Consider the following 19,798-nt stretch of genomic DNA (forward strand, 5'->3'; position numbering starts at 1 on the left):
GCTTCACCACCTCTTCGCCGCGGGACCCGAACTTCTTCCCTACCCGATCGGCCAGGGCCGCTGCGGGCCGCGGAGCCGCTCGTACGCCGCCGCCGCGCGCAGGACGCCGAGGTCGTCGAAGCGGCGGCCGCTGATCTGCAGCCCGATCGGGCGGCCGTCGTCGGTGTAGCCGCAGTTCAGCGAGACCGCCGGCTGGCCGGACATGTTGTACGGGACCGTGAACGCGATGTGCTCGAACGGCCGCGCCGGGTCGTTCGTCGGCGACGCCCACTCCGCCGGCGGGGCCGCTACCGGGCACGTCGGCGACAGCACGACGTCATACGCCGACGTCGCGCGCAGGGTCGCGACGCTGATCGCGTCGATCTGGGCGAAGCCGCGGTAGGCGTCCACTCCGGACACCTCCGCGCCGCCCGCGGCCCAGTCCGCGATGTACGGCAGGACCTTCGCGCGGCGGTCCGCCGGCAACGCCGTCATGTCCGACCACGCGCGCGTGCGCCAGAAGACGTCCAGGCCGGCGAGCATTTCGCGGGTCAGGAACGGCTCGACCGGCTCGACGATCGCGCCCGCCGCCTCGAAGGCGCGCGCCGCCGCGGTGACCGCGTCGAGCGTGACCGGGTCGACCGGGAGCCCGACGCCGGGGTCCAGGTGCAGGCCGACGCGCAGGCCGTCCGATGACGAGTCCAGGGAAGCCCAGTCCAGCTCCGCCGGCGGCAGGCTCAGGTGGTCACGCGCGTCGGGCGCCGACAGCACGCTCATCAGCAACGCGGTGTCGGCGACCGTGCGGGTCATCGGGCCCGCCACCCGGCCGAGGAACGGCGGGTCGACCGGCACGCGGCCGAAGCTCGGCTTCAGCCCGGCCAGGCCGCACCAGCCCGCGGGCAGCCGGATCGAGCCGCCGATGTCCGTGCCGACGTGCAGCGGGCCGTAGCCCGCCGCGGCCGCCGCGCCCGCCCCCGCGCTCGAGCCGCCCGGCGAAGCCGAGGTCAGCCACGGGTTCCGCGCGGTCTCGTGGAAGCTCGAGAGGCCGGACGTCAGCATCCCGTAGTCCGGCATGGTCGTCTTGGCCAGCAGGACACCGCCGGACTCGCGGACGCGCGCGGCCGCCGGCGCGTCTTCGGCGGCCGGGGTCAACGCCGTCGCGGCCGTGCCCAGCGGGACCGGCGTGCCGCGGGTCGCGATGTTCTCCTTGAGCGTCAGCGGGACGCCGTCGATCGGACCCAGTGGTTCGTAGGACGCCCAGCGCGCTTCGGACGCCTTCGCGTCGTCGCGGGCCGCCGAAGGGTCGTACGCGTACAACGCGTGCAGCTCGGGCTCTCGCGCCTCGATGCGCGCGAGTACCGCTTCGGTCACCTCGACCGGCGAGAGCGTCTTCGCGCGGTACTGCGCGACGAGTTCGACGGCGGTCAGGTCGGGCAGCTCGGTCATGAACGCTCCTCAGGAAGCAGGCGGTTCGAAGCGGCCGTCGACGGCGGTCCAGCCACCGTCGACCGCCAGCACGGAGCCGGTCACGAACGACGAAGCGTCCGAAGCGAGGTACACGACGGCGCCGGCCAGCTCGTCCGGACGCGCCCAGCGGCCCAACGCGCCCTTCGTCGCATACGCGTCGTACCACTCGGGGTTCGCCTTGATCTGCGCGGTCAGCGGGGTCTCGACGACGCCGGGCGCGATCGCGTTGACCCGTACGCCGGCGGGGCCGAACTCCGCCGCGGCCGTGCGGAACAGCTGGACGAGCCCCGCTTTCGTCGCCGCGTACGGGCCCTGGCCGGGTTCGACGGTCGTCCCGCGGATCGACGAGAAGCCGATGATGCTCCCCCGCCCGCGCGCGACCATGTCGGCGCCGAACACGCGGACTACCTCGAAGCTGACGCCGAGGTTCAACGCGATGACGCGGTCGAACTCCTCCCGCGTGTAGTCCAGCAACCGCTTGCGGACGTTCATCGCGGCGGTCAGCACGACGACATCGAGCGGCCCGAGGTCGCTCGCGGCCCGGTCGACCGCGCCCGGGGCGAGCAGGTCGATCTCGTACGCCTCGCCGACGCCGGCCTCGCGCGCGGCTTCGAGGTCACGGTCGGCGCAGACCACGTCGGCGCCGTGCGCGGCCAGGGCTCGCGCGGCCTCGCGGCCGATGCCGCCCGCGCCGAGGACCACGGCCCGGCGGCCGTCCAGCCGGAACAGGTTTTCGTAGTTCACGGGCGCAGCACCGCCATCCTCGTGACGGTCAGCTCTTCGACGGCGAACCGCGGCCCTTCGCGGCCGATGCCGGAGTCCTTCACCCCGCCGTACGGCATGGTGTCCGAGCGGAAGCCGGGCACCTCGTTGACGACGACGCCGCCGACTTCCAGCTCGTCGAGCGCGCGGAACGCCGTGTTCAACGACTTGCTGTAGACGCTGGCGTGCAAGCCGTAGCGGGACGCGTTGACCGCGGCGAAAGCTTCGTCCACATCGGACACCGTGCGCACGCAGACGACCGGGCCGAAGATCTCCTCGTCCCAGGCCTCGACACCGTCCGGGACGTCGAGCAGGACGGTCGGCCGCAGCACGGTGCCGTCGACCCCACCGCCGACCCGGCGAGCGCCGGACTGCTCGATCCACGCGGCGACGCGGGCGGTGGAAGCCGGGTCGATCAGCGCGGACACCCGCGTCTTCTCGTCCCGCGGGTCGCCGACGACGACCTCGTCGAGCCGGGCCAGCAGCCGTTCGGTGAACTCCTCGGCGACCGGCGCGACGACCAGGACCCGCTGCACCGAGATGCACGCCTGGCCGGAGGCGTAGAAGCCGCCGCGCAGCACGGCGTCGACGGCGGCGTCGAGGTCGGCGTCCTCAGCGACGACGAGCGCCGCGTTCGAACCCAGCTCCAGCAGCGTCTTCGTCGGAGCGGCGTCGCGGGCGATGCGGTGGCCGACCGCGGCCGAGCCGGTGAACGACACCGCGCCGATCCGGCGGTCGGTCGTCAGCGCGGCGCCCACGGCCGCGTCGCCGGTGACCAGCTGGACCATCGCCGGCAGCGGGGCGAGCTGCCGGACCAGGTGCACCAGCCACAGCGTGGCCAGCGGCGTCTGCGGCGCGGGCTTGACGATCACCGGGCAGCCGGCGGCGATCGCGGGGGCGATCTTGTGCGACGCCAGCAGCAGCGGGTAGTTGAAGCCCGCGATGCCGACGACCACGCCGATCGGCTTGCGCTTCCAGAACCCGACCAGTCCGTCGCCCGACGGCAGGAGGTCCAGCGGCACGGTCTCGCCGTGCAGCCGGGACACCTCTTCTGCCGCGGCTTCCCAGGTGACGATCGTGCGCGCGACCTCGACGCGGCAGTCGACCAGCGGCTTGCCGGTCTCCAGCACGAGCAGGTCCTCGAACTCCGCGCGACGCTCGGAAAGCGCCGCGGCGACGTCGTTCAGCAACGAGCGCCGCACTCGCGAAGGCAGCGAAGCCACTTCGCGCGCAACGGCGACAGCTTCGTCGACAGCGCGAGCAGCCAGCTCCGGAGTCCCGACCGGCGCGGTGCCGATGACGCTCCCTTCGTAGGGGAAAACGATTTCTTCGACGTCCACAGTGGACACCCAGCCGGTGCCGATCGGGAGTCCTTCGGGGTGGTCAGGCATCGTCACCTCCGCTCAACCGGGCCAGCTCCGCGCGCAGGTTCGGCGCGGCTTCGAGCAGCTCCCGCGTGTATTCGTGCCGCGGCGCGTCGTAGACCTGCGCCACGTCGCCGAGCTCGACGATCTCGCCGCGGCGCATCACCGCGACCCGGTCGCAGACGTGCCGGACGACACCGAGGTCGTGCGACACGAAGACGAGCGTCAGCGCGAACTGATCCACCAGCGATGCGAGGAGGTCGAGGATCTGGCCGCGCACCGACACGTCGAGGGCGCTGACCGGCTCGTCCGCGATCAGCACGCTCGGGTTCGGCGCCAGCGCGCGGGCGATCGAGATCCGCTGCCGCTGGCCGCCGGAGAACTGGTGCGGGTACCGCTGCGCGGCGTCGGCGGGCAGGCCGACCGCGGCCAGCAGCTCGGCGACGCGATCGGGCTCGCGGTGGCCGAGCGGCTCGGAAACGATGTCCCGCACGCGCATCCGCGGATCGAGCGAGCCCATCGGGTCCTGGAAGACGATCTGCAGCTCGGAACGCAGGAAGCCGAGCTTGCGTTCGGGCAGGTTGTCGATGCGCCGGCCTTGGAACGAGACCGTGCCGGCGGTCGGCTTGTCGAGCGCGGCCAGCAGCCGGACCAGCGTCGACTTCCCCGAACCGGACTCGCCGACGATGCCGAACCGCTGCCCCGCCTCGACGTCGAAGCTGACGCCGCGCAGCGCGTGGACGTCCCGGCGGGCGTACCGGCGTTCGAGGTCGCGGACTTCGATGATCATCGGCGGGCCTCCAGGTCCGAGGCGGCCAGCAGCTTCCGCGTGTAGGCATGCGAAGGCGCCGTCAGGACTTCGCGCGTCGAGCCCGCTTCGACGATCTCGCCGTCCAGCATCACGAGCACGCGTTCGCACACCGACGCGACCACCGCGAGGTCGTGCGTGATGAACAGCAACGCGCTCTCGGCGGGCAAGGACGTCTTGATGAGCGACAGGATCTGGGCCTGCACGGTGACGTCGAGCGCGGTCGTCGGCTCGTCGCAGATCAGCAGCGACGGCTCGTTGGCCAGCGCCATCGCCAGCACCACTCGTTGCCGCTGCCCGCCGGACAGCTGGTGCGGATACGCGCGGGCCGTGCCCGCCAAGCCCACCGCGGACAGCAGGTCGTCGGCGCGGTGCCGGCGGCCGTGGACGCGGCCGGGTTCGGTGACCTGGCGGCCGACGCGCATGGCCGGGTTCAACGCCGTCATCGGCTCCTGGAACACCATGGCCAGTTCGTTCCCGCGCAGCCGCGACAAGTCCTTTTCGGACATCCCGAGCAGCTCGCGGTCGCCGAGGCGCACCGACCCGGACGCGCGGAGCTCCTCGGGCAGCAAGCCCATGATCGACAACGCCGTCAACGACTTCCCGGACCCGGACTCGCCGATCAGGCCGACGCGCTCACCCGCGCCGATCTCGAAGGAGACGTCCTTGACCAGCTCACGGACCCGCAGCCCGGAAACCGAAAGCGTCATACCTTCGCCGCCAATCGGGGGTCCAGGCGGTCGCGCAGGCCGTCGCCGAGGAGGTTGAACCCGAGGACGGCCACGGCGATCGCGATGCCCGGCACGAGCGCGAGCCGTGGGTGCACGGTCAGCAGTTCCTGGGACTCCTGCAGCATCCGGCCCCACGACGGCGTCGGCGGCCGCGTGCCGAAGCCGAGGAACGACAGCGCCGCCTCGGCCAGCACCGCGATCGCGAACGACACCGACGCCTGCACGATCAAAAGTCCCGAGATGTTCGGCAGCACGTGCCGCACCGCGATCGTGAGGCGAGACCGGCCGCCGGCGCGGGCGGCGAGCACGAACTCGGTGCTCATCACCTGCAGCGTCCCGGACCGGGCGATCCGCGCGAACGAAGGGATCGTCGCGATGCCGATCGCGACCATCGCGGTCAGCGTGTCGGCCCCGAACACCGCGCCGAACATGATGGCCAGCAGCAACGCGGGGAACGCGAGCACGAGGTCGTTGACCCGCATGACGAACTCGCCGAGCCACCGCGGCGACATCCCGGCGAGGATGCCCAGCGGCGTGCCGATCACCGCGGCGATCCCGACGGCGACCACACCGACGTACAACGTCGTCCGGGCGCCGACCATGATCTGGCTCAGCAGGTCGCGGCCGAACTTGTCGGTGCCGAACCAGTGCGCCGCGCCGGCGTCGAGCAGCCGGTGGGTGGCGTCGACCTTCACCGGGTCGAACGGCGTCCAGAAGAACGACAGCAGCGCGGCCAGCACGACCAGGCCGACGAGCACCGCGCCCAGCACCAGATTGCGCATCACGAACCTCGCAATCGCGGGTCGAGCACGGTGTAGAGGACGTCGACGACGAAGTTGACCAGCAGCACGCCGACGACCAGCACCAGCACGATTCCCTGCACGGTCAGCAGGTCGCGGGAGGCGACGGCGTCGAGCAGCATCGAACCCAGGCCCGGCAGCACGAACACGCGCTCGACGACGACCGCGCCGATCAGCAGGGTCGCCAGCTGCAGCCCCAAGACCGTCACGACGGGGACCGAGGCGTTCCGGAGCCCGTGGCGCACCAGCGCCTGTCCCGGCCGCAAGCCCTTGGACCGCGCGGTGCGCAGGTAGTCCTGGCCCAGCGTGTCCAGGACCGCCGAGCGGACATAGCGCGTGAGCACCGCGCCCTGCACCAAACCGAGCGACAGCGCCGGAAGAACCAATCCGCGGAGGAACTCACCGAAGTCCTGGTCCGGCGGTGTCCACCCGCCCGACGGCAGCCAGCGCAGCTGCACGGCGAAGATCTGCACGAGGATGATCCCGGCGAGGAACGCGGGGATCGCGACGCCGATCTGCGACAGCCCGGAAACACCCGCGCCGGCCGCCTTCCGGTGCTTCACGGCGGCGAACGTGCCCGCGGGAACCGCGATCACCAGCGCCACCAGCATCCCCGCGCCGACCAGCCAGAGCGTTACGCCGAGGCGGTCGAGCAGCTGCGGGCCGATCGAATCGCGCGTCACGTACGAGCGGCCGAAGTCGCCGTGCAGCACGCCGCCGATCCAGTCGAAGTACTGCGTGACGAGCGGGCGGTCGATGCCGAACTCCGCGCGCGTCTTGGCGAGCAGCTCCGGTGTCGCGTTGACGCCGAGCGCGACCTGCGCCGGATCGCCCGGCAGCACGGCCATGAAGAGGAACACCACGATCGACGCGACCAGCACGCTGACCACGAAGATCGCCACCCGGCGCAGCACCCTGGCCGTCATCGCGGCGCCAATCCGGTGAGGTCGAACGACTCGCTGACCTGGTTCTGCACGAACCCGCCGACCTTCGCCTTCGCGACAATGACGTTGGGGAACAGGAACAGCCAGTCCGCGGCGGCGTCGGTGTTGATCTGCCGCGCCACCTGCTTCATGTCCGCGACCTGCTGCTCCGGCGTCCCGCTGTCGGCTTCGGCGAGCAGCTGCTGGACGCGTTTGCTGTCGTAACCCCAGTAGTACTTCGGCTTCCCGAACGTCGTGATGTCGCGGGCTTCGACGTGCTGGATGATCGACAGGTCGTAGTCGTGGTCGGTGAACACCTGCTTCAGCCAGACTGCGGGGAAGTCGAGCGGTTCGATCGTGGTCCGCACGCCGACGTCGGCCATCTGCGACTGGACGACCTGCGCGGCCGACACCGCGTACGGCAGGTTCGGGATCCGCAGGCGCAGGTTCAGGTTCGTCGCGTGCGCTTCCGTCAGCAGCGCTTTCGCCTTCGCGGGCTCGAACGGGTAGACGTTCGAGAGGTCCTCGTACCAGGGGTCGGTCGGCGGGACCATGCTGCCGATCAGCGTGCCGCGGCCCGCCCACGCCGTGTCCAGCAACGCCTTCCGGTCGATCGCGTACGTCAGCGCCTGGCGCACGCGGACGTCGTTCAGCGGCGCCCGCTGGTTGTTCATGGCGAGCGTGACCTCGCTGTTCGACGTGCCCTGGACGACCTGGAACCGGTCGTCGGCCTGGAACTGCGGGATCGAGTCGGGCGCGGTGATGGCGGAGATGACGTCGATGCCGTTGCTGTAGAGCGCGTTGTTCAGCGCGGTCGGGTCCTTGATGTACTTGAGGACCACCGTCTGGTACGCCGGTTTCCGGCCCCAGTAGCCGGGATTCGCCTTGATCACCACCGAGTCGCCGCGCTTGCGCGCCGCCACGACGTACGGCCCGGTGCCGACCGGCTTGTTCGCGAGATCGGCGACGCCGGTCGGGCTGAACATCGCGCCGAGCCGGCTGGTGAGGCTGAACAGCCAGCCGTTGGACGGCTTGGAGAGCACGACCCGCGCGTGGTCCGGCGCCACGACGTCGACGTGGTCGACGACGTCCATCGTGGACTTGATCGAGATCGTCCAGTCGGTCTTCACGCGCAGCAGCGAGAACTTGACGTCCTCGGCGGTGAAGGGCGCGCCGTTGCTGAACTTGACGCCCGGCTGCAGCTGGAAGTCGTAGGTCTTCCGGTCCGGGCTGATCGTCCACGACTTCGCGAGCAGCGGCACGACTTTGCCCTGCGAGTCGAGCTTCACCAGGCCTTCGTAGACGTTGTAGAGCAGCGCCTGCGGGATGGCGGCGCCGTCCGTGCGGGTGAAGTCGAAGTTCGCCGGCTCCGCCGTGAAGCCGACGGAAAGCGTGTCCGGACCAGCGGAAACGCTCGCGGACGAGCCCGCCGAGCAGCCGGACACCACGAGCAGCAGCGCCGCTGCCAGCACGGGAATCCGGGCTTTCATCTGGCCTCCAGGTAGGTACACTGGTCTGACCAGTAGCCTGCACGCGACGGACGTCGAGGTCAAGGGATGCGGTTCGAACCGGTGGCTCCGGTCCGCGCGTACGAGCGGGTCGTCGAGCAGATCGAGCAGGCCGTGATCAGCGGCGCGCTCAAGCCCGGCGAACGCCTGCCCAGCGAGCGCGAGCTGATGACGCAGTTCGGTGTCGGCCGGTCTACGGTCCGCGAAGCGCTGAGGGTTTTGCAGGCTGCCGAGATGGTCCGGTCGCGTCCCGGCGACCCGCGCGGGCCGGAGGTGCTGGCCGCGTCCCCCGCCGCGTTGCACCGGTCGATGCACCGGCTCGCGCGCGCCGACCACGTCGGGCTCGCCGAGCTCCTGCAGTTCCGGATGATCCTCGACGGCTCGGCCCACCTGCTCGCCGCCGAGCTGCGCACCGACGACGACCTGACCGGCCTCGACGCGGCGCTGGAGGCGATGCGCGAAGGCGTCTCGCACGGCTACGCGGAGTTCAGCCGCGCGGATGTCGAGTTCCACGAAGTCATCGCGCGCATCTCGCGCAACCCCCTGCTCGTCATCAGCGAAGAAGTCGTGCGCGGGGTCGTGCTGGAACTCATCGAGGACAAGCTGGAGCACGCCAGCAACCGGACGTCGCTGATGCGCGCGTGGCTGTCGCACCACGCCGAAGTGCTCGCCGCGATCCGGTCGGCCGACGGCGCCGGCGCGGCACACCTGGCCAAACAGGCGTTGTACGACAACTACGCCGAATACGTCCCCGCCGAACAGCGCCCGCTGCTCGCGCCGCTGCTGCGGTCCTAGACTCGGCGGCGTGGACGCGGCGAAACGGGACGGGGTCGGGCTCGCGCTGTCCGGCGGTGGCTATCGGGCGATGCTCTTCCACGCGGGGGCGCTCTGGCGGCTCAACGAACTCGGCTGGCTGCCGAAGCTGACCACCGTCTCCAGCGTGTCGGGCGGGTCGATCGCGGCCGGGGTGCTCGCGCACGCGTGGCACAAGCTGTACTTCGGCGACGACGGCGTCGCGGAGAACTTCGGCAAGGAAGTCGTGCAGCCGCTGCGGAAACTCGCGCGCACCAACCTCGACGTCCCGGTGACGCTGAAGACGATGTTCATGCCGTGGCGCAGCGCGGGCGAGGAACTGGCGCGCCGATACGCGAAGCACCTCTTCGGCGACTGCCGCCTCGCGGACCTCGACCCGGCCGGGCCGAACTTCGTGTTCACCGCGACCAGCCTGCAGGACGGCTCGCTCTGGTGGTTCTTCCGCCAGCCCGGCCCGCACGGCCAGGTCCCGCTGGCGACGGCGGTCGCCGCGTCCTCGGCCTTCCCGCCGCTGCTTTCCCCGGTGGTGATCCCGGATCCGCGCCGGCCGGACCGCAAGATCGTGCTCAGCGACGCCGGCGTGTACGACAACCTCGGCCTCGACCCGATCGAGAACCAGCGCGCGACCGTCCTGGTCAGCGACGCGGGCAAGAAGATGAAGCACGAGGAAAAGCCGCACCACAACTGGCCGATGCAGCTGTTCCGCGTGCTGACCGTGATGGACAACCAGGTCCGCGAGCTGCGCACCGGCTCGCTGCTGAAGTCCTATGAGGACAAACAGTTCGCGGGCACGTACTGGGCGACCTACAGCGACATCACGCACTTCGAGCTGCCCGACGCGCTGCCCGCGCCAGTCGACCGGACCCGCGCGCTGGCCGAGACGAAGACGCGGCTGAGCCGGATGTCCGAAAAGGTGCAGGACAACCTGATCAACTGGGGGTACGCGGTCTGCGACGCGGGCATGCGCCGCTGGGTGTGCCCGGGAACCGATCTCAAGCCCGAATACCCGTACCCGGGCTCAGGCGTTGGCTAGGTTCGCGTAGACCACGATGTTGTCCTTGTAGCTGTGCGCGGCGTGGTCGAACACGCCACCACAGGTGATCAGGCGCAACTCCGGCTTGGCGCTGTTGCCGTAGACGGCGTCGCGCGGGAACGTGTCCTTCGGGACCTGCGTGACGCGGTCGACGACGAACTTCAGCTTCTTGCCGTCGCTGCGGTCGATGTCGACCTCGTCGCCGGGCGCGAGGTCCTTGAGCTTGTAGAAGATGCCGGGCTTCTTGTCGCCGTCGACGTGGCCGAGCACGACCGCCGGGCCGACGTCACCGGGCACCGGCGAGAGCTGGTACCAGGCGGCCTGCAGGGGCTGGTGGACCGACGGCACGGAAATCGAGCCGTCGGTCTTGAGGCCCACCGAGATCAGGCTGGAGTCGGCGCCGATCTTGGGGATCCGCACCGAGGTCGGCCGCAGGCCCTTGAACGGCGCGGTCACCGGGACCGACGACGGCACCGGCGCGGCCGCCTTGGGCGGTTCCGTCGCGGAGCCGCAGCCGGCCAGCGTCAGCGCGAGGGCGACCGCGACGACCGCCCGCCGGGCGGTCACCAGGCCGTGCCGCCGAAGCCCGTCTCGATCCCGCCCTTGGGCGCGACCTTGACCTGGGCCTCCGGCGCGGCGTTGCCGGGAGCAGCGGCCGTGGTCGACGTCGCCGTGGTGACGGGCGCGGTGCTCGACGGCACGCTGGTCGTGGTGTCGCTGGTCGGCGGGTTCGTGGTGCTGCTTTCGGGCGGCGGCGCCTGCTCGAACACGACGGTGCCGTCGCCCTCGACGCCCGCGCAGGTCCAGCTGAACTTGCCGGTGGTCGTGCCCGGCGGCAGCTGGTCGACGCGCACGGAGTAGTGCCAGATCCGGCCGTCGGCCCCGTCCTGGTCCGGGCCGCCGGTGACGCTCAGGTACTGGGTCGCCACGTTGCCCGGCGCTCCGGCCGCGCAGTTGATGGTCAGGCTGCCTTCGCCGCCGACGCCGACGACGCCCGCGCCGGTGTTGTCCTGGTAGCCGTCGTCCGGCGGCGGCGTGGTCGCCGAGGTCGTGGAGGTGGTCTCCGGCGTCGAGGTCTTCGTGACGTCGGTGGTCGGGGCGATCGACGTGGTCTCGGTGGTCGTGACCGGAGTCGTGGTCTCCGTCGTGGTCGGAGCCGTGGTGGTCGTGGTCTCCGCGCTGGACGTCGTGGTGGTCGTCTCGGGGGCGGTGGTGCCCGTCTCCTCCGCCAGCGCGGCCGGAGTCGCGACGAAGGTGGCGAGGGCCGCCGCGGAAACGACGCCCGCGACCCGGTGCAGCTTTCTACCCACGAGAGACTCCCAACGGCTGTTGATCTGCGATGCCGCGACTATCGACGATCCGCCGACCGGCGTTACCGCGGTAACGCGCTGTTCAGGTCCCGCCACAGGTCGTCCGGGTCTTCGAGGCCGACGCTGAACCGGACGAGCCCCGCCGGGACGCGCTCCTCGCCCGGCAGCCAGGCCCGCCGTTCGACCAGGCTTTCGACGCCGCCGAGGCTGGTCGCCGACACGATCAGCCGGACCGCCGCGCAGAACCGGTCGGCCGTCTCGGCGTCGGCGAGGTCGAAGGACACCATCATCCCGAAGCCCGGGTAGCGCACACGCTGCACCGCAGGATGCTCGCCGAGCCGCGAAGCCAGCAGCGCGGCGGTGCGGGACTGCTCGGCCAGCCGGACCGGCATGGTCCGCAGCCCGCGCAACGCGAGCCACGCCTCGAGCGCGCCCGGCGTCGAGCCGACGCGGGTCCGCGCACCCCGCAGCTCTTCGGCGACCGCCGGGTCCTTGGCCACGGTGATGCCCAGCAGCAGGTCGGAGTGCCCGCCGATCAGCTTGGTCGCGCTGTGCACGACGACGTCGGCACCGAGTTCGAGGGGCCGCTGCTGCAACGGCGTCGCGAAGGTGTTGTCGACGACGACCCGGCCGCGCGCGGCGGCGGCGATGGTCTCGATGTCCATCACGTCGAGGGTGGGGTTGGTCGGCGACTCGAGCCAGACCAGGTCGGACGTCGCGGCCTCGGCGACCCAGGCGGCGGTGTCGGTCGGGTCGAGCTCGGTGACGGCGAGCTTGCCGAGCTTCTGCGCGTGGGCGAGCACCCCGCGCGTCACGGCGTAGCTGAACGTCGGCACGACCACCCGCGACCCGACCGGCAGCAGGTCCAGCACCGCGGACAGGGTGGCGACACCGGACGCGAACGCCGTCGCGTGCCCGCCCTCCAGCGCGCCGACGGCCTCTTCCAGGGCGTGCCAGGTCGGCGTCCCGTCACCGCGCGCGTAGACGGAGTCGCCGCCGGCCCGGTACGTGCTGGTGGCGACGAGCGGGGTGTTCAGCGGCTCGCCGGGGCCGTGCGGCCGGCCGGCGGCGATCGCCTTGGTGCGGGGCGTCCAGTCGTCCATGCGCCTCACGGTAACCGCGCACCGGTGGGGTGGCCGGGCCGCCCGCGCGTCCACGGGCGGCCCGGCCTGCTCAGTGGGCGTACACCTCGAACTCGTACAGCGAGTAGCCGTACTTCGTGCCGCGCTGGACGCCCTGCATCTTCACGAACCTCGCCGACGTCGGGGCGAACGAGACGTTGTCCTGCCCGCCGTCGCCGTCGGTGACCACGGCCGCGTCCGTCCAGTTCACCGCGTCGGGCGAGGTCTGGATCTTGTAACCCCTCCCGTACGCGGCTTCCCAGCTCAGGAGCACCCGCGAGACCTGCTGCACCGAACCGAGGTCGACGGTGATCGCCTGGTCGTCGCTCCAGTCGCTGGCCCAGCGGGTCGAGGCGTTCCCGTCGATCGCGTTCGACGCCGGCGAGTTGTAGAAACCGGTCTCGGCGCTCGTGGCGCTGACCGTCTTCCCCGGCGCGAGGTTCGCGATGTTGTCCCCGCGGTGCGCGGTGTACTCGACGACCTGCTGGAACGTCGGGCGGTTCTGCCAGCTGATCTTGTCCTGCGTGATGCCGCCCAGCGGGTTGTGGACGATCGTGTCGGCGCACCACTGGTCGCCCGCGGAGCAGCTGCCGTCACCGGGGTACACGGTGTTGGCGGCCTGGCCGGCGGCCGTGGTCAGCGAGTCGACGAGCGCCTGGCGGCACGTCGTGACGTTCCCGCCGCCGCAGAACGTCTGGGCGAGCGGGCCGGCCACCGGCTGGCCGAGCACCTGCCGGATGTCCTTGCTGACGTAGCCCCACCAGCCGAACTGGAACGAGGAACCCTTGTGGGGCTGGCCGGTGTGCTGGCCGTTGCCGTTCTGCCACCCGGACGGGCTTTCGTTGATGCCCAGCACGCCGGTCATCGCGTTGTAGGCGTCGTCGCCCAGGCCCGGCTTGAACTCGGCCTGGACGAGCAGCGGCCACCAGGCGTCGAAGATGCGGATCGCGTCGGCGTCGGAGTACGCCTTGCTGCCCGGCGACGTCTCCTTGCGCTGCTGTCCGTTCGCGAGCCACGTCTTGAGCTTCGCCTCGGCGTCGGCGGCCGCGCCGGTGGTCGGCGTCTTGTCGAGCACCTGCAGCAGCAGCGGCAGGACGCGCTCGGCACGCAGGTCGGCCAGCGCCGCCGACTCCATGGCCTGGGTCAGGTTGACCCGGGTGACCTTGGTGCCGCTGGAGATCAGCTGCTTGACGCGCGAGTCGAGCAGGTCGACGCGGTGCACGGCGGACTTGTCCGCACCGGCGGCCGCGTAGCCGTTGGCCTGCGCGTTGTTCCAGCTGACGTAGTAGTCCTGGTTGACCGACTGCGGGTGCTGCGACGCCGGCGTGTAGGTCGCCTGGTTCCCGCTGGGGTTCCAGCCGATCCAGTCGTGGCCCTGGTCGCCCCAGACCGGCATGTTCGGGTCCACATCGGACTGCCGAGACGGGTTGCTGCCCGAGTTGAAGTAGGCGATGTCCTTCGAGTCGGCGTAGAACCAGTTGAACGTGTAGTTGATGTCGGCCGCGGCCTTCTGGAAGTCGGCGGCGGACTTCACGAAGCCCGGGTCGTTCAGCTCCTGGAAGCCGATCAGCGAGTCGACCTCGTGGAAGTAGGACGAGCGCAGCGCCGCGTACGCCACCGGTTTGCCGCCGACGGTCGCCCGGCTCTGCACCGGTCCGTACTTGGTCCGGTAGCTGCGCAAGGTGTACGAACCCGCCGCGGTCCCGTCGGCCACGGTCGGCTTCCAGGCGTTCTTGACCTCGACGGTGTCCATCGGGATGCACTGGCCTTGCCAGGTGTAGTAGTTCGAGTCCTTCGTCGGCGCCTTGCCGCTCGGGTCGCACAGCGTCAGCGCGTAGGTGTCGATGATGTCCTGCGCCGACGTCGTCGCGCTCCACGAGTAGTCCTGGCCGCGGCCGAGGAGCACGTACATGCTCAGCCCGGCGAAGGCGGCGCCGCGCGCGCTGATGCCCGGACCCTGCAGCTCCTGCAGCAGGAGCAGCTGCGGGGCGAAGTAGCCGGTCTGCGGGCCGAACACCGCGACCGGGTGGCCGCTGGCGGTCTTCGAGCCGGACACGACCAGCGCGTTCGACATGCCGTGCTTCTCGCTCAGCATGTTCCCCGGCAGCACGCCGTTGTCGAACATCCCGCGGGCGGGCTCCTGCTCGGCGGGGGCGGCGACGTCCACAGTGGACGGAGTCGCGGTCGAAGCCGAGCCGGTCTTGTCGAACACCAGCTGCTGCCCGGTCACCGAGCCCTTGTCCGGCAGGGCCTGGCCGACGGGGTTGGCCGGCGTCTTGCCGTACGGGAAGGTCTGGCCGTCGTGCAGCGTCTTGACGGCTTCGGGGTCGTCCTCCGAGCGGAGGCTCTGCCACACCTTCTCGCCCTGGACGACGCCGTACTTCTCCTGCATCGCGAGCTTCGCGATGGCGTTCTGCACCTCGCCACCGCCGCCCGCGCCGAACTCGGCGCCGACCAGCGAGGCGAGCGCGACCAGGTCGGTCAGCTTGAACGGGTCGATCGACCCGGCGTTGGTGATCGAGTCGACGTGCCCGGTCAGCACGTACTCCCCCGGGAAGTACCGGCCGTTGTAGGAGTCGCTGATGTACTTGTTGATGCCGTCGACGTAGGCCTGCGCGTCGGCGAGACCCTGCGCGCCGCGCGGGCCGCTGCTCGCGACGTGGTCGATCTGCTGCTGCAGCTCGGCTTCGGTGTACGGCGCGTTCGAGAAGAACTGCTGCTCCAGCTCGCGGTTGGCCTCCGCGCCGCCGGCGAACGGGGTGACCTGGCCGCGCGCCGCGTGGCGCAGGACGTCCATCAGCCACAGCCGGTCCTGCGCGGCCGCGTAGCCGGCGCCGAACTCGGTGCCGGACCGGGTGGTCCCGGTGATGTGCGGGACGCCGAGGGCCTTGTCCCGCACGATCGTCACGTCCGAGCGCGGCTTGGTCGTGCTCGCGACCTGGTCGGCGGCGACGCCGAACGACGAGTCGTTGAAGTACTGGTTGATGGTGCCGGTGGTCAGCGTCTGGTAGCCGTTGGCCAGCGACGAGTACTTCCCGAGCTGGTCGGAAGCGTGCGCCGGGCGGGTGCCGAGCACCTTGTGCGCCAGGATGTCGGCGAGGGTGGCGTTGCCGTTCTCGCCGGGCGGCAGGATGTCGCCGCACTGCCCGCCGCAGTAGTCGTCGGGAGACGCGGCCGCCTGCGCGGCCGGAGCGGTGACGGCGACCTGGGTGAGTCCGGCCACGAGGGCCCCCAAAGCCGTCAAGGTCAGGGCGCGGATGCCACGTCGCATGCCGGGCTCCCCTCAGTCAGAAGAGTGACGAAGCGCACGCTACCGAGCAGTAGCTGAAGTGTGAAGACTTTTCGCGTTTTTCAGCCCTTGGACGTAGTCCGAACGGCGCAGCCTCGCGCGCGTGGGTACGGTGAGTGCCATGACCTTGGAAAAGCCCCAGATCGACCGCCCCGAGGGCAACCCTCCGGCCGACCTCGAGATCACCGACATCACGGTCGGTGACGGCACGGAAGCCACGTCGGGCAAGACCGTCACCGTGCACTACGTCGGTGTCTCGCACTCGACCGGCGAGGAGTTCGACGCGTCCTGGAACCGCGGCGAGCCGCTGCGCTTCGGCCTGGGTGCCGGCCAGGTCATCTCCGGCTGGGACCAGGGTGTCGCGGGCATGAAGATCGGTGGCCGCCGCAAGCTCGTCATCCCGCCGCACCTGGCCTACGGCGACCGCGGCGCGGGCGGCGTCATCAAGCCGGGCGAGACCCTGATCTTCGTGGTGGACCTCGTCGGCGTGAACTAGGTTCTGCAGCACTTGGGCTGAACGGCGTCTTTTCCCGCGGAGCACCATCACTACCCTCGAAAGTGATCACCGGCCTTCGGAGCCGGTGCACGAAGGGGGATTCACCGATGCGCGTTCGCGCTGTGCTTTCCGCTGCCCTTTTGACGCTGGCCGCCGGTCTCGCCACCGCGGGACCGGCGGCGGCCGTGGCCAACGGCTCCGACGTCCCGGCCGGGACGTTCAAGTTCGCCGCGAAGCTCACCATGACGAACATCCCGAAGCCCGACGGCACGAAGTACAACAGCGCGTGCTCCGGCGCGCTGATCGCCGCGAAGTGGATCATCACCGCGGGCCACTGCTTCCACGACGCCAACCGCAACCGCGTCTCCGGACCGGTGCCGTACCCGACGTCGGTGCTGCTGGGCACGGTCAACCAGAGCACGCCGGGCGTGACGCGCAACGTCGTCACGGTCTACCAGGCGAGCGCCAACGACATCGCGATCGCGACGCTCGACGCGGACGTCACCGGCATCACGCCGCTCACGGTCAACCGGGTCACGCCGTCGGTCGGGCAGCTGCTGACGCTCGCCGGCTGGGGCAGCCTCACCGCCACCAACCCCACGCCGTCGACGAAGCTGCAGCAGGGCACGGTGAAGGTCGGCCAGGTCGCCGCCTCGACGCTCGGCGTCCAGGGCGTCGCCCCGACGTCGACCACGAGCGCCTGCGTGTACGACTCCGGTGCGCCCTACTTCGTCGCGGGCGGGTCGGGTGGGCAGCTCGTGTCCGTCGAGTCGACCGGGCCCGACTGCCCGCACAACCAGCTCGAGACCACCTCCCGCGTGGACGTCGTCGCGGATTGGATCGCTTCGCACGTCGGCTGACCCCGTCCGGGCGTCACCCGCTCGCGCCGACGGGTGACGCCCGGCCAGGGAATTCCGCCGGGCCCCCGGCGGCCCTAACGTCGAACGTCGTCCACCGACTCGACGAAGGGGAAGAATGCGCCTGCGCGCCCTGCTCGCCGCTGCTGTCCTGACCACCGCCACCGCCCCCGCCGCCTTGGCCGCGCCGGGGATCGCCCACGGAACCGACGTACCGCCCGGGCAGTTCGGGTTCGTCGCGAAGCTCGCGATGACGAAGATCCCCCGCCCGGACGGCTCGACGTACAGCAGCTACTGCACCGGCTCCCTGATCGCCCCGGGCTGGGTGCTGACCACGGGCCACTGCTTCCACGACGCGAACCGCAACCGCGTCTCCGGCAAGGTCCCCTACCCGACCACGGTGACCCTGGGCCTGGTCGACGAGGCGACGGAGTCGGGCATCGCCCGCAAGGTGACCGAGGTGGTCCAGGCCAACGAGAACGACGTGGCCCTGGCCCGCCTGGACAGCCCGGTGACGGCGGTGCCGCCGCTGAAGGTCGGCCGCGCGGTCCCGAAGGTGGGCCAGCAGCTGACGCTGGCCGGCTGGGGCAGCACGACCAGCACCAACCCCACCCCGGCGAGCCGCATGCAGCAGGGCACGGTGGCGGTCGCCAAGGTGGAGCCGACGACCCTGGGCGTCCGCGGAGCGGCCCCGGAGATCACGACGAGCGCCTGCACCTACGACTCGGGAGCCCCGTACTTCACGGGCGGCGAGCTGGTGGCGGTCGAGGCGACGGGCCCGGGCTGCCCCCACGCGGGCATCGAGACGGCCAGCCGGGCCGACGTCCTGGCGGCCTGGGTCGCCAAATCGACAGCCTGATACACCCGAAAGTCCGCCGTGAGCGAACACCACGCAGAGCCAAACGGGTGATATTCCCCACCTGAGCCGAAGGCCCAGCGGACACGAAAAAGGGCCCCGGCGTGATGCCGGGGCCCTTTCCGCGTGGGCGAGGAGGGAGTTGAACCCTCACGTCCTTTCGGACACACGGACCTGAACCGTGCGCGTCTGCCATTCCGCCACTCGCCCGAGTGCTTCCTTCAAGCAGCGAGGAGAAGACTAGCAGGTGGTTTGAACGGGTTTCACCGGGGGCCGTGTAGAGGCTCGCTCACCCGGATAGGATCGATGCGGAAGCACACGTGTGAGGAGGTTTTCCCCGGTGGGCCGCGCTGAGCGATTCGACAGGCGACTCGAGAACCTGGTGGGGAACACTTTCGCGCGCATGTTCGGTGGCAACGTCGTCACGCAGGAAGTGGCGATCGCCCTGGAGCGGGAGAGTGAGGAGAACGTTCGTGAGCTGGCAGGCGGTCGGCAGCTCGCCCCGAACCACTACATCGTGTCCTTGGGGGCGGCTGACCACGAACGCATGGCCGGAGACGAGCAACGCGTCACTCAGGTGCTGGCGAAGGCGGTCGCGGAACACCTCGCCGCCGAGGGCCTGGACACCTATGGTGACGTCGTCGTATCACTCGAGCGCAACGAGGCGCTGCATACTGGACAGTTCAAGACCCGTTCGTCCGTCGATCCCGACGCCCGCCCCTCAGGCGCCGGTTCACCGCGGTCGGCACGACCCAGCAACGCAGGAGACCCAGCAATGAGCCAGCCCCCCGGCTACGGCCAATACGACCAGGGTGACCCGTACGGCCAGCAGGGCCAGTACGGCTACGGACAGCAGGGTGGCCAGCAGCCCGGGTACGACCAGGGTTACGGCCAGCCGCAGGGCGGTGGCTACGACCAGTACGGCCAGCAGCAGCCGGGTGGCGGCTACGACCAGTACGGCCAGCAGCAGGGCGGCTACGACCAGGGCGGGTACGCCCAGCCCCAGCAGGGCGGCTACGACCAGGGTTACGGCCAGCCCCAGGGCGGCGGGTACGACCAGGGTGGCTACGCCCAGCCCCAGCAGGGCGGGTACGACCAGGGTTACGGCCAGCCCCAGGGCGGTGGCTACGACCAAGGCGGCTACGCCCAGCCCCAGCAGGGCGGCTACGACCAGTACGGCGGTCAGCAGCAGGCCGGCTACGACCAGTACGGCCAGCAGCAGGCGTACGGCGCCCCGGCCGCGGACCCGTACGGCCAGCAGGGTGGCTACGCCCCGCCGGCGCCGGGCCGCCAGCTCGCGGCGAGCCTGCAGCTGGACGACGGCTCGAACCGCACGTACTCGCTGAAGCAGGGCGGGAACGTCGTGGGCCGCGGCCAGGACGCGGACTTCCGCCTCCCGGACACCGGCGTCTCGCGCCGGCACCTGGAGATCACCTGGGACGGCCAGAGCGCGACGCTCGCCGACATCGGGTCGACCAACGGCACGACCGTGAACGGCACTCCGGTCCAGACCTGGCAGCTCGCGGACGGCGACGTCATCCGGGTGGGGCACTCCTCGCTCGTGTTCCGTACACAGGGCTGACTGGGGGCACGGAATACTGTTCCCGCAGAATTGACGTGCGGGGGGACCGCGGCGTACCCGCGTCGCGGCTGCACGGACGAGTCGGGAGCGGACACACCA

At 70.9% G+C, this 19,798-nt stretch carries 18 protein-coding genes and 1 tRNA gene; 6 read left to right on the top strand and 13 right to left on the bottom strand.

What is annotated here, in order from left to right; genetic code table 11:
• Positions 1 to 39: 39 nt before the first annotated feature.
• From ACIRSS_RS33365 to ACIRSS_RS33400, 8 genes are read right to left on the bottom strand one after another with little or no spacing between them, the layout of a single operon-like run.
• Positions 40 to 1,425: an amidase gene (locus tag ACIRSS_RS33365; protein WP_400901787.1), complete on the bottom strand. Its 1,386-nt coding sequence runs from the start codon at positions 1,423 to 1,425 to the stop codon at positions 40 to 42.
• A gap of 9 nt (positions 1,426 to 1,434) precedes the next feature.
• On the bottom strand, positions 1,435 to 2,190 hold the full coding sequence (locus ACIRSS_RS33370; protein ID WP_400901789.1) for an SDR family NAD(P)-dependent oxidoreductase: 756 nt from the start codon (positions 2,188 to 2,190) through the stop codon (positions 1,435 to 1,437).
• Positions 2,187 to 3,599 (bottom strand): aldehyde dehydrogenase family protein, encoded by a 1,413-nt coding sequence (locus ACIRSS_RS33375; protein ID WP_400901791.1) that lies wholly within the window; start codon positions 3,597 to 3,599, stop codon positions 2,187 to 2,189. Before ACIRSS_RS33375 ends, ACIRSS_RS33370 begins: the two co-directional genes overlap by 4 nt.
• On the bottom strand, positions 3,592 to 4,362 hold the full coding sequence (locus tag ACIRSS_RS33380; RefSeq protein ID WP_400901793.1) for an ABC transporter ATP-binding protein: 771 nt from the start codon (positions 4,360 to 4,362) through the stop codon (positions 3,592 to 3,594). The genes ACIRSS_RS33375 and ACIRSS_RS33380 overlap by 8 nt, the downstream gene beginning before the upstream one ends.
• Positions 4,359 to 5,090: an ATP-binding cassette domain-containing protein gene (locus tag ACIRSS_RS33385; protein ID WP_400901795.1), complete on the bottom strand. Its 732-nt coding sequence runs from the start codon at positions 5,088 to 5,090 to the stop codon at positions 4,359 to 4,361. The genes ACIRSS_RS33380 and ACIRSS_RS33385 overlap by 4 nt, the downstream gene beginning before the upstream one ends.
• A complete protein-coding gene (locus tag ACIRSS_RS33390) occupies positions 5,087 to 5,893 on the bottom strand; it encodes an ABC transporter permease (RefSeq protein ID WP_400901797.1) in 807 nt (268 codons plus the stop codon). Before ACIRSS_RS33390 ends, ACIRSS_RS33385 begins: the two co-directional genes overlap by 4 nt.
• Positions 5,893 to 6,837 carry an ABC transporter permease gene (locus ACIRSS_RS33395; protein ID WP_400901799.1) on the bottom strand — a complete coding sequence of 315 codons (945 nt, stop codon included), beginning with the start codon at positions 6,835 to 6,837 and terminating at the stop codon, positions 5,893 to 5,895. The genes ACIRSS_RS33390 and ACIRSS_RS33395 overlap by 1 nt, the downstream gene beginning before the upstream one ends.
• The gene (locus tag ACIRSS_RS33400) at positions 6,834 to 8,324 is read right to left on the bottom strand and encodes an ABC transporter substrate-binding protein (protein ID WP_400901801.1); all 1,491 of its coding nucleotides are present in this window, start codon (positions 8,322 to 8,324) and stop codon (positions 6,834 to 6,836) included. Before ACIRSS_RS33400 ends, ACIRSS_RS33395 begins: the two co-directional genes overlap by 4 nt.
• 66 nt (positions 8,325 to 8,390) lie before the next feature.
• Between ACIRSS_RS33400 and ACIRSS_RS33405 the strand changes: the two genes are divergently transcribed.
• Positions 8,391 to 9,137: a FadR/GntR family transcriptional regulator gene (locus tag ACIRSS_RS33405; protein WP_400901803.1), complete on the top strand. Its 747-nt coding sequence runs from the start codon at positions 8,391 to 8,393 to the stop codon at positions 9,135 to 9,137.
• 10 nt (positions 9,138 to 9,147) lie between these two features.
• Positions 9,148 to 10,188, top strand: coding sequence for a patatin-like phospholipase family protein (locus ACIRSS_RS33410; RefSeq protein ID WP_400901805.1), 1,041 nt, complete (start codon positions 9,148 to 9,150; stop codon positions 10,186 to 10,188).
• On the opposite strand, the gene ACIRSS_RS33415 is transcribed toward ACIRSS_RS33410, so the two are convergent.
• From ACIRSS_RS33415 to ACIRSS_RS33430, 4 genes are all read right to left on the bottom strand, one after another.
• Positions 10,174 to 10,755: a class F sortase gene (locus ACIRSS_RS33415; protein ID WP_400901807.1), complete on the bottom strand. Its 582-nt coding sequence runs from the start codon at positions 10,753 to 10,755 to the stop codon at positions 10,174 to 10,176. The genes ACIRSS_RS33410 and ACIRSS_RS33415 overlap by 15 nt on opposite strands.
• Positions 10,752 to 11,498 carry a hypothetical protein gene (locus tag ACIRSS_RS33420; RefSeq protein WP_400901809.1) on the bottom strand — a complete coding sequence of 249 codons (747 nt, stop codon included), beginning with the start codon at positions 11,496 to 11,498 and terminating at the stop codon, positions 10,752 to 10,754. Before ACIRSS_RS33420 ends, ACIRSS_RS33415 begins: the two co-directional genes overlap by 4 nt.
• A gap of 62 nt (positions 11,499 to 11,560) precedes the next feature.
• Positions 11,561 to 12,601 carry a trans-sulfuration enzyme family protein gene (locus tag ACIRSS_RS33425; protein WP_400901811.1) on the bottom strand — a complete coding sequence of 347 codons (1,041 nt, stop codon included), beginning with the start codon at positions 12,599 to 12,601 and terminating at the stop codon, positions 11,561 to 11,563.
• 70 nt (positions 12,602 to 12,671) lie between these two features.
• Positions 12,672 to 15,890 carry a penicillin acylase family protein gene (locus tag ACIRSS_RS33430; protein WP_400901813.1) on the bottom strand — a complete coding sequence of 1,073 codons (3,219 nt, stop codon included), beginning with the start codon at positions 15,888 to 15,890 and terminating at the stop codon, positions 12,672 to 12,674.
• A gap of 139 nt (positions 15,891 to 16,029) precedes the next feature.
• On the opposite strand from ACIRSS_RS33430, the gene ACIRSS_RS33435 reads away from it, so the two are divergent.
• The 3 genes from ACIRSS_RS33435 (at position 16,030) to ACIRSS_RS33445 (ending at position 18,120) form a co-directional block, all read left to right on the top strand.
• Entirely contained in the window at positions 16,030 to 16,404 is a 375-nt protein-coding gene (locus ACIRSS_RS33435) for an FKBP-type peptidyl-prolyl cis-trans isomerase (RefSeq protein WP_372667605.1), read from the top strand.
• A 107-nt stretch (positions 16,405 to 16,511) separates the two neighbouring features.
• Positions 16,512 to 17,264, top strand: coding sequence for a S1 family peptidase (locus ACIRSS_RS33440; protein WP_400901815.1), 753 nt, complete (start codon positions 16,512 to 16,514; stop codon positions 17,262 to 17,264).
• A 115-nt stretch (positions 17,265 to 17,379) separates the two neighbouring features.
• Entirely contained in the window at positions 17,380 to 18,120 is a 741-nt protein-coding gene (locus tag ACIRSS_RS33445) for a S1 family peptidase (protein WP_400901817.1), read from the top strand.
• A 124-nt stretch (positions 18,121 to 18,244) separates the two neighbouring features.
• Here ACIRSS_RS33445 and ACIRSS_RS33450 read toward each other — a convergent pair.
• Positions 18,245 to 18,327: transfer RNA gene (locus ACIRSS_RS33450), tRNA-Leu, on the bottom strand.
• A gap of 130 nt (positions 18,328 to 18,457) precedes the next feature.
• Here ACIRSS_RS33450 and ACIRSS_RS33455 point away from each other — a divergent pair.
• Entirely contained in the window at positions 18,458 to 19,699 is a 1,242-nt protein-coding gene (locus ACIRSS_RS33455) for a DUF3662 and FHA domain-containing protein (protein ID WP_400901819.1), read from the top strand.
• Positions 19,700 to 19,798 lie beyond the last annotated feature (99 nt).

It is taken from the genome of Amycolatopsis sp. NPDC101161, assembly GCF_044768185.1.
Lineage (GTDB): Bacteria > Actinomycetota > Actinomycetes > Mycobacteriales > Pseudonocardiaceae > Amycolatopsis.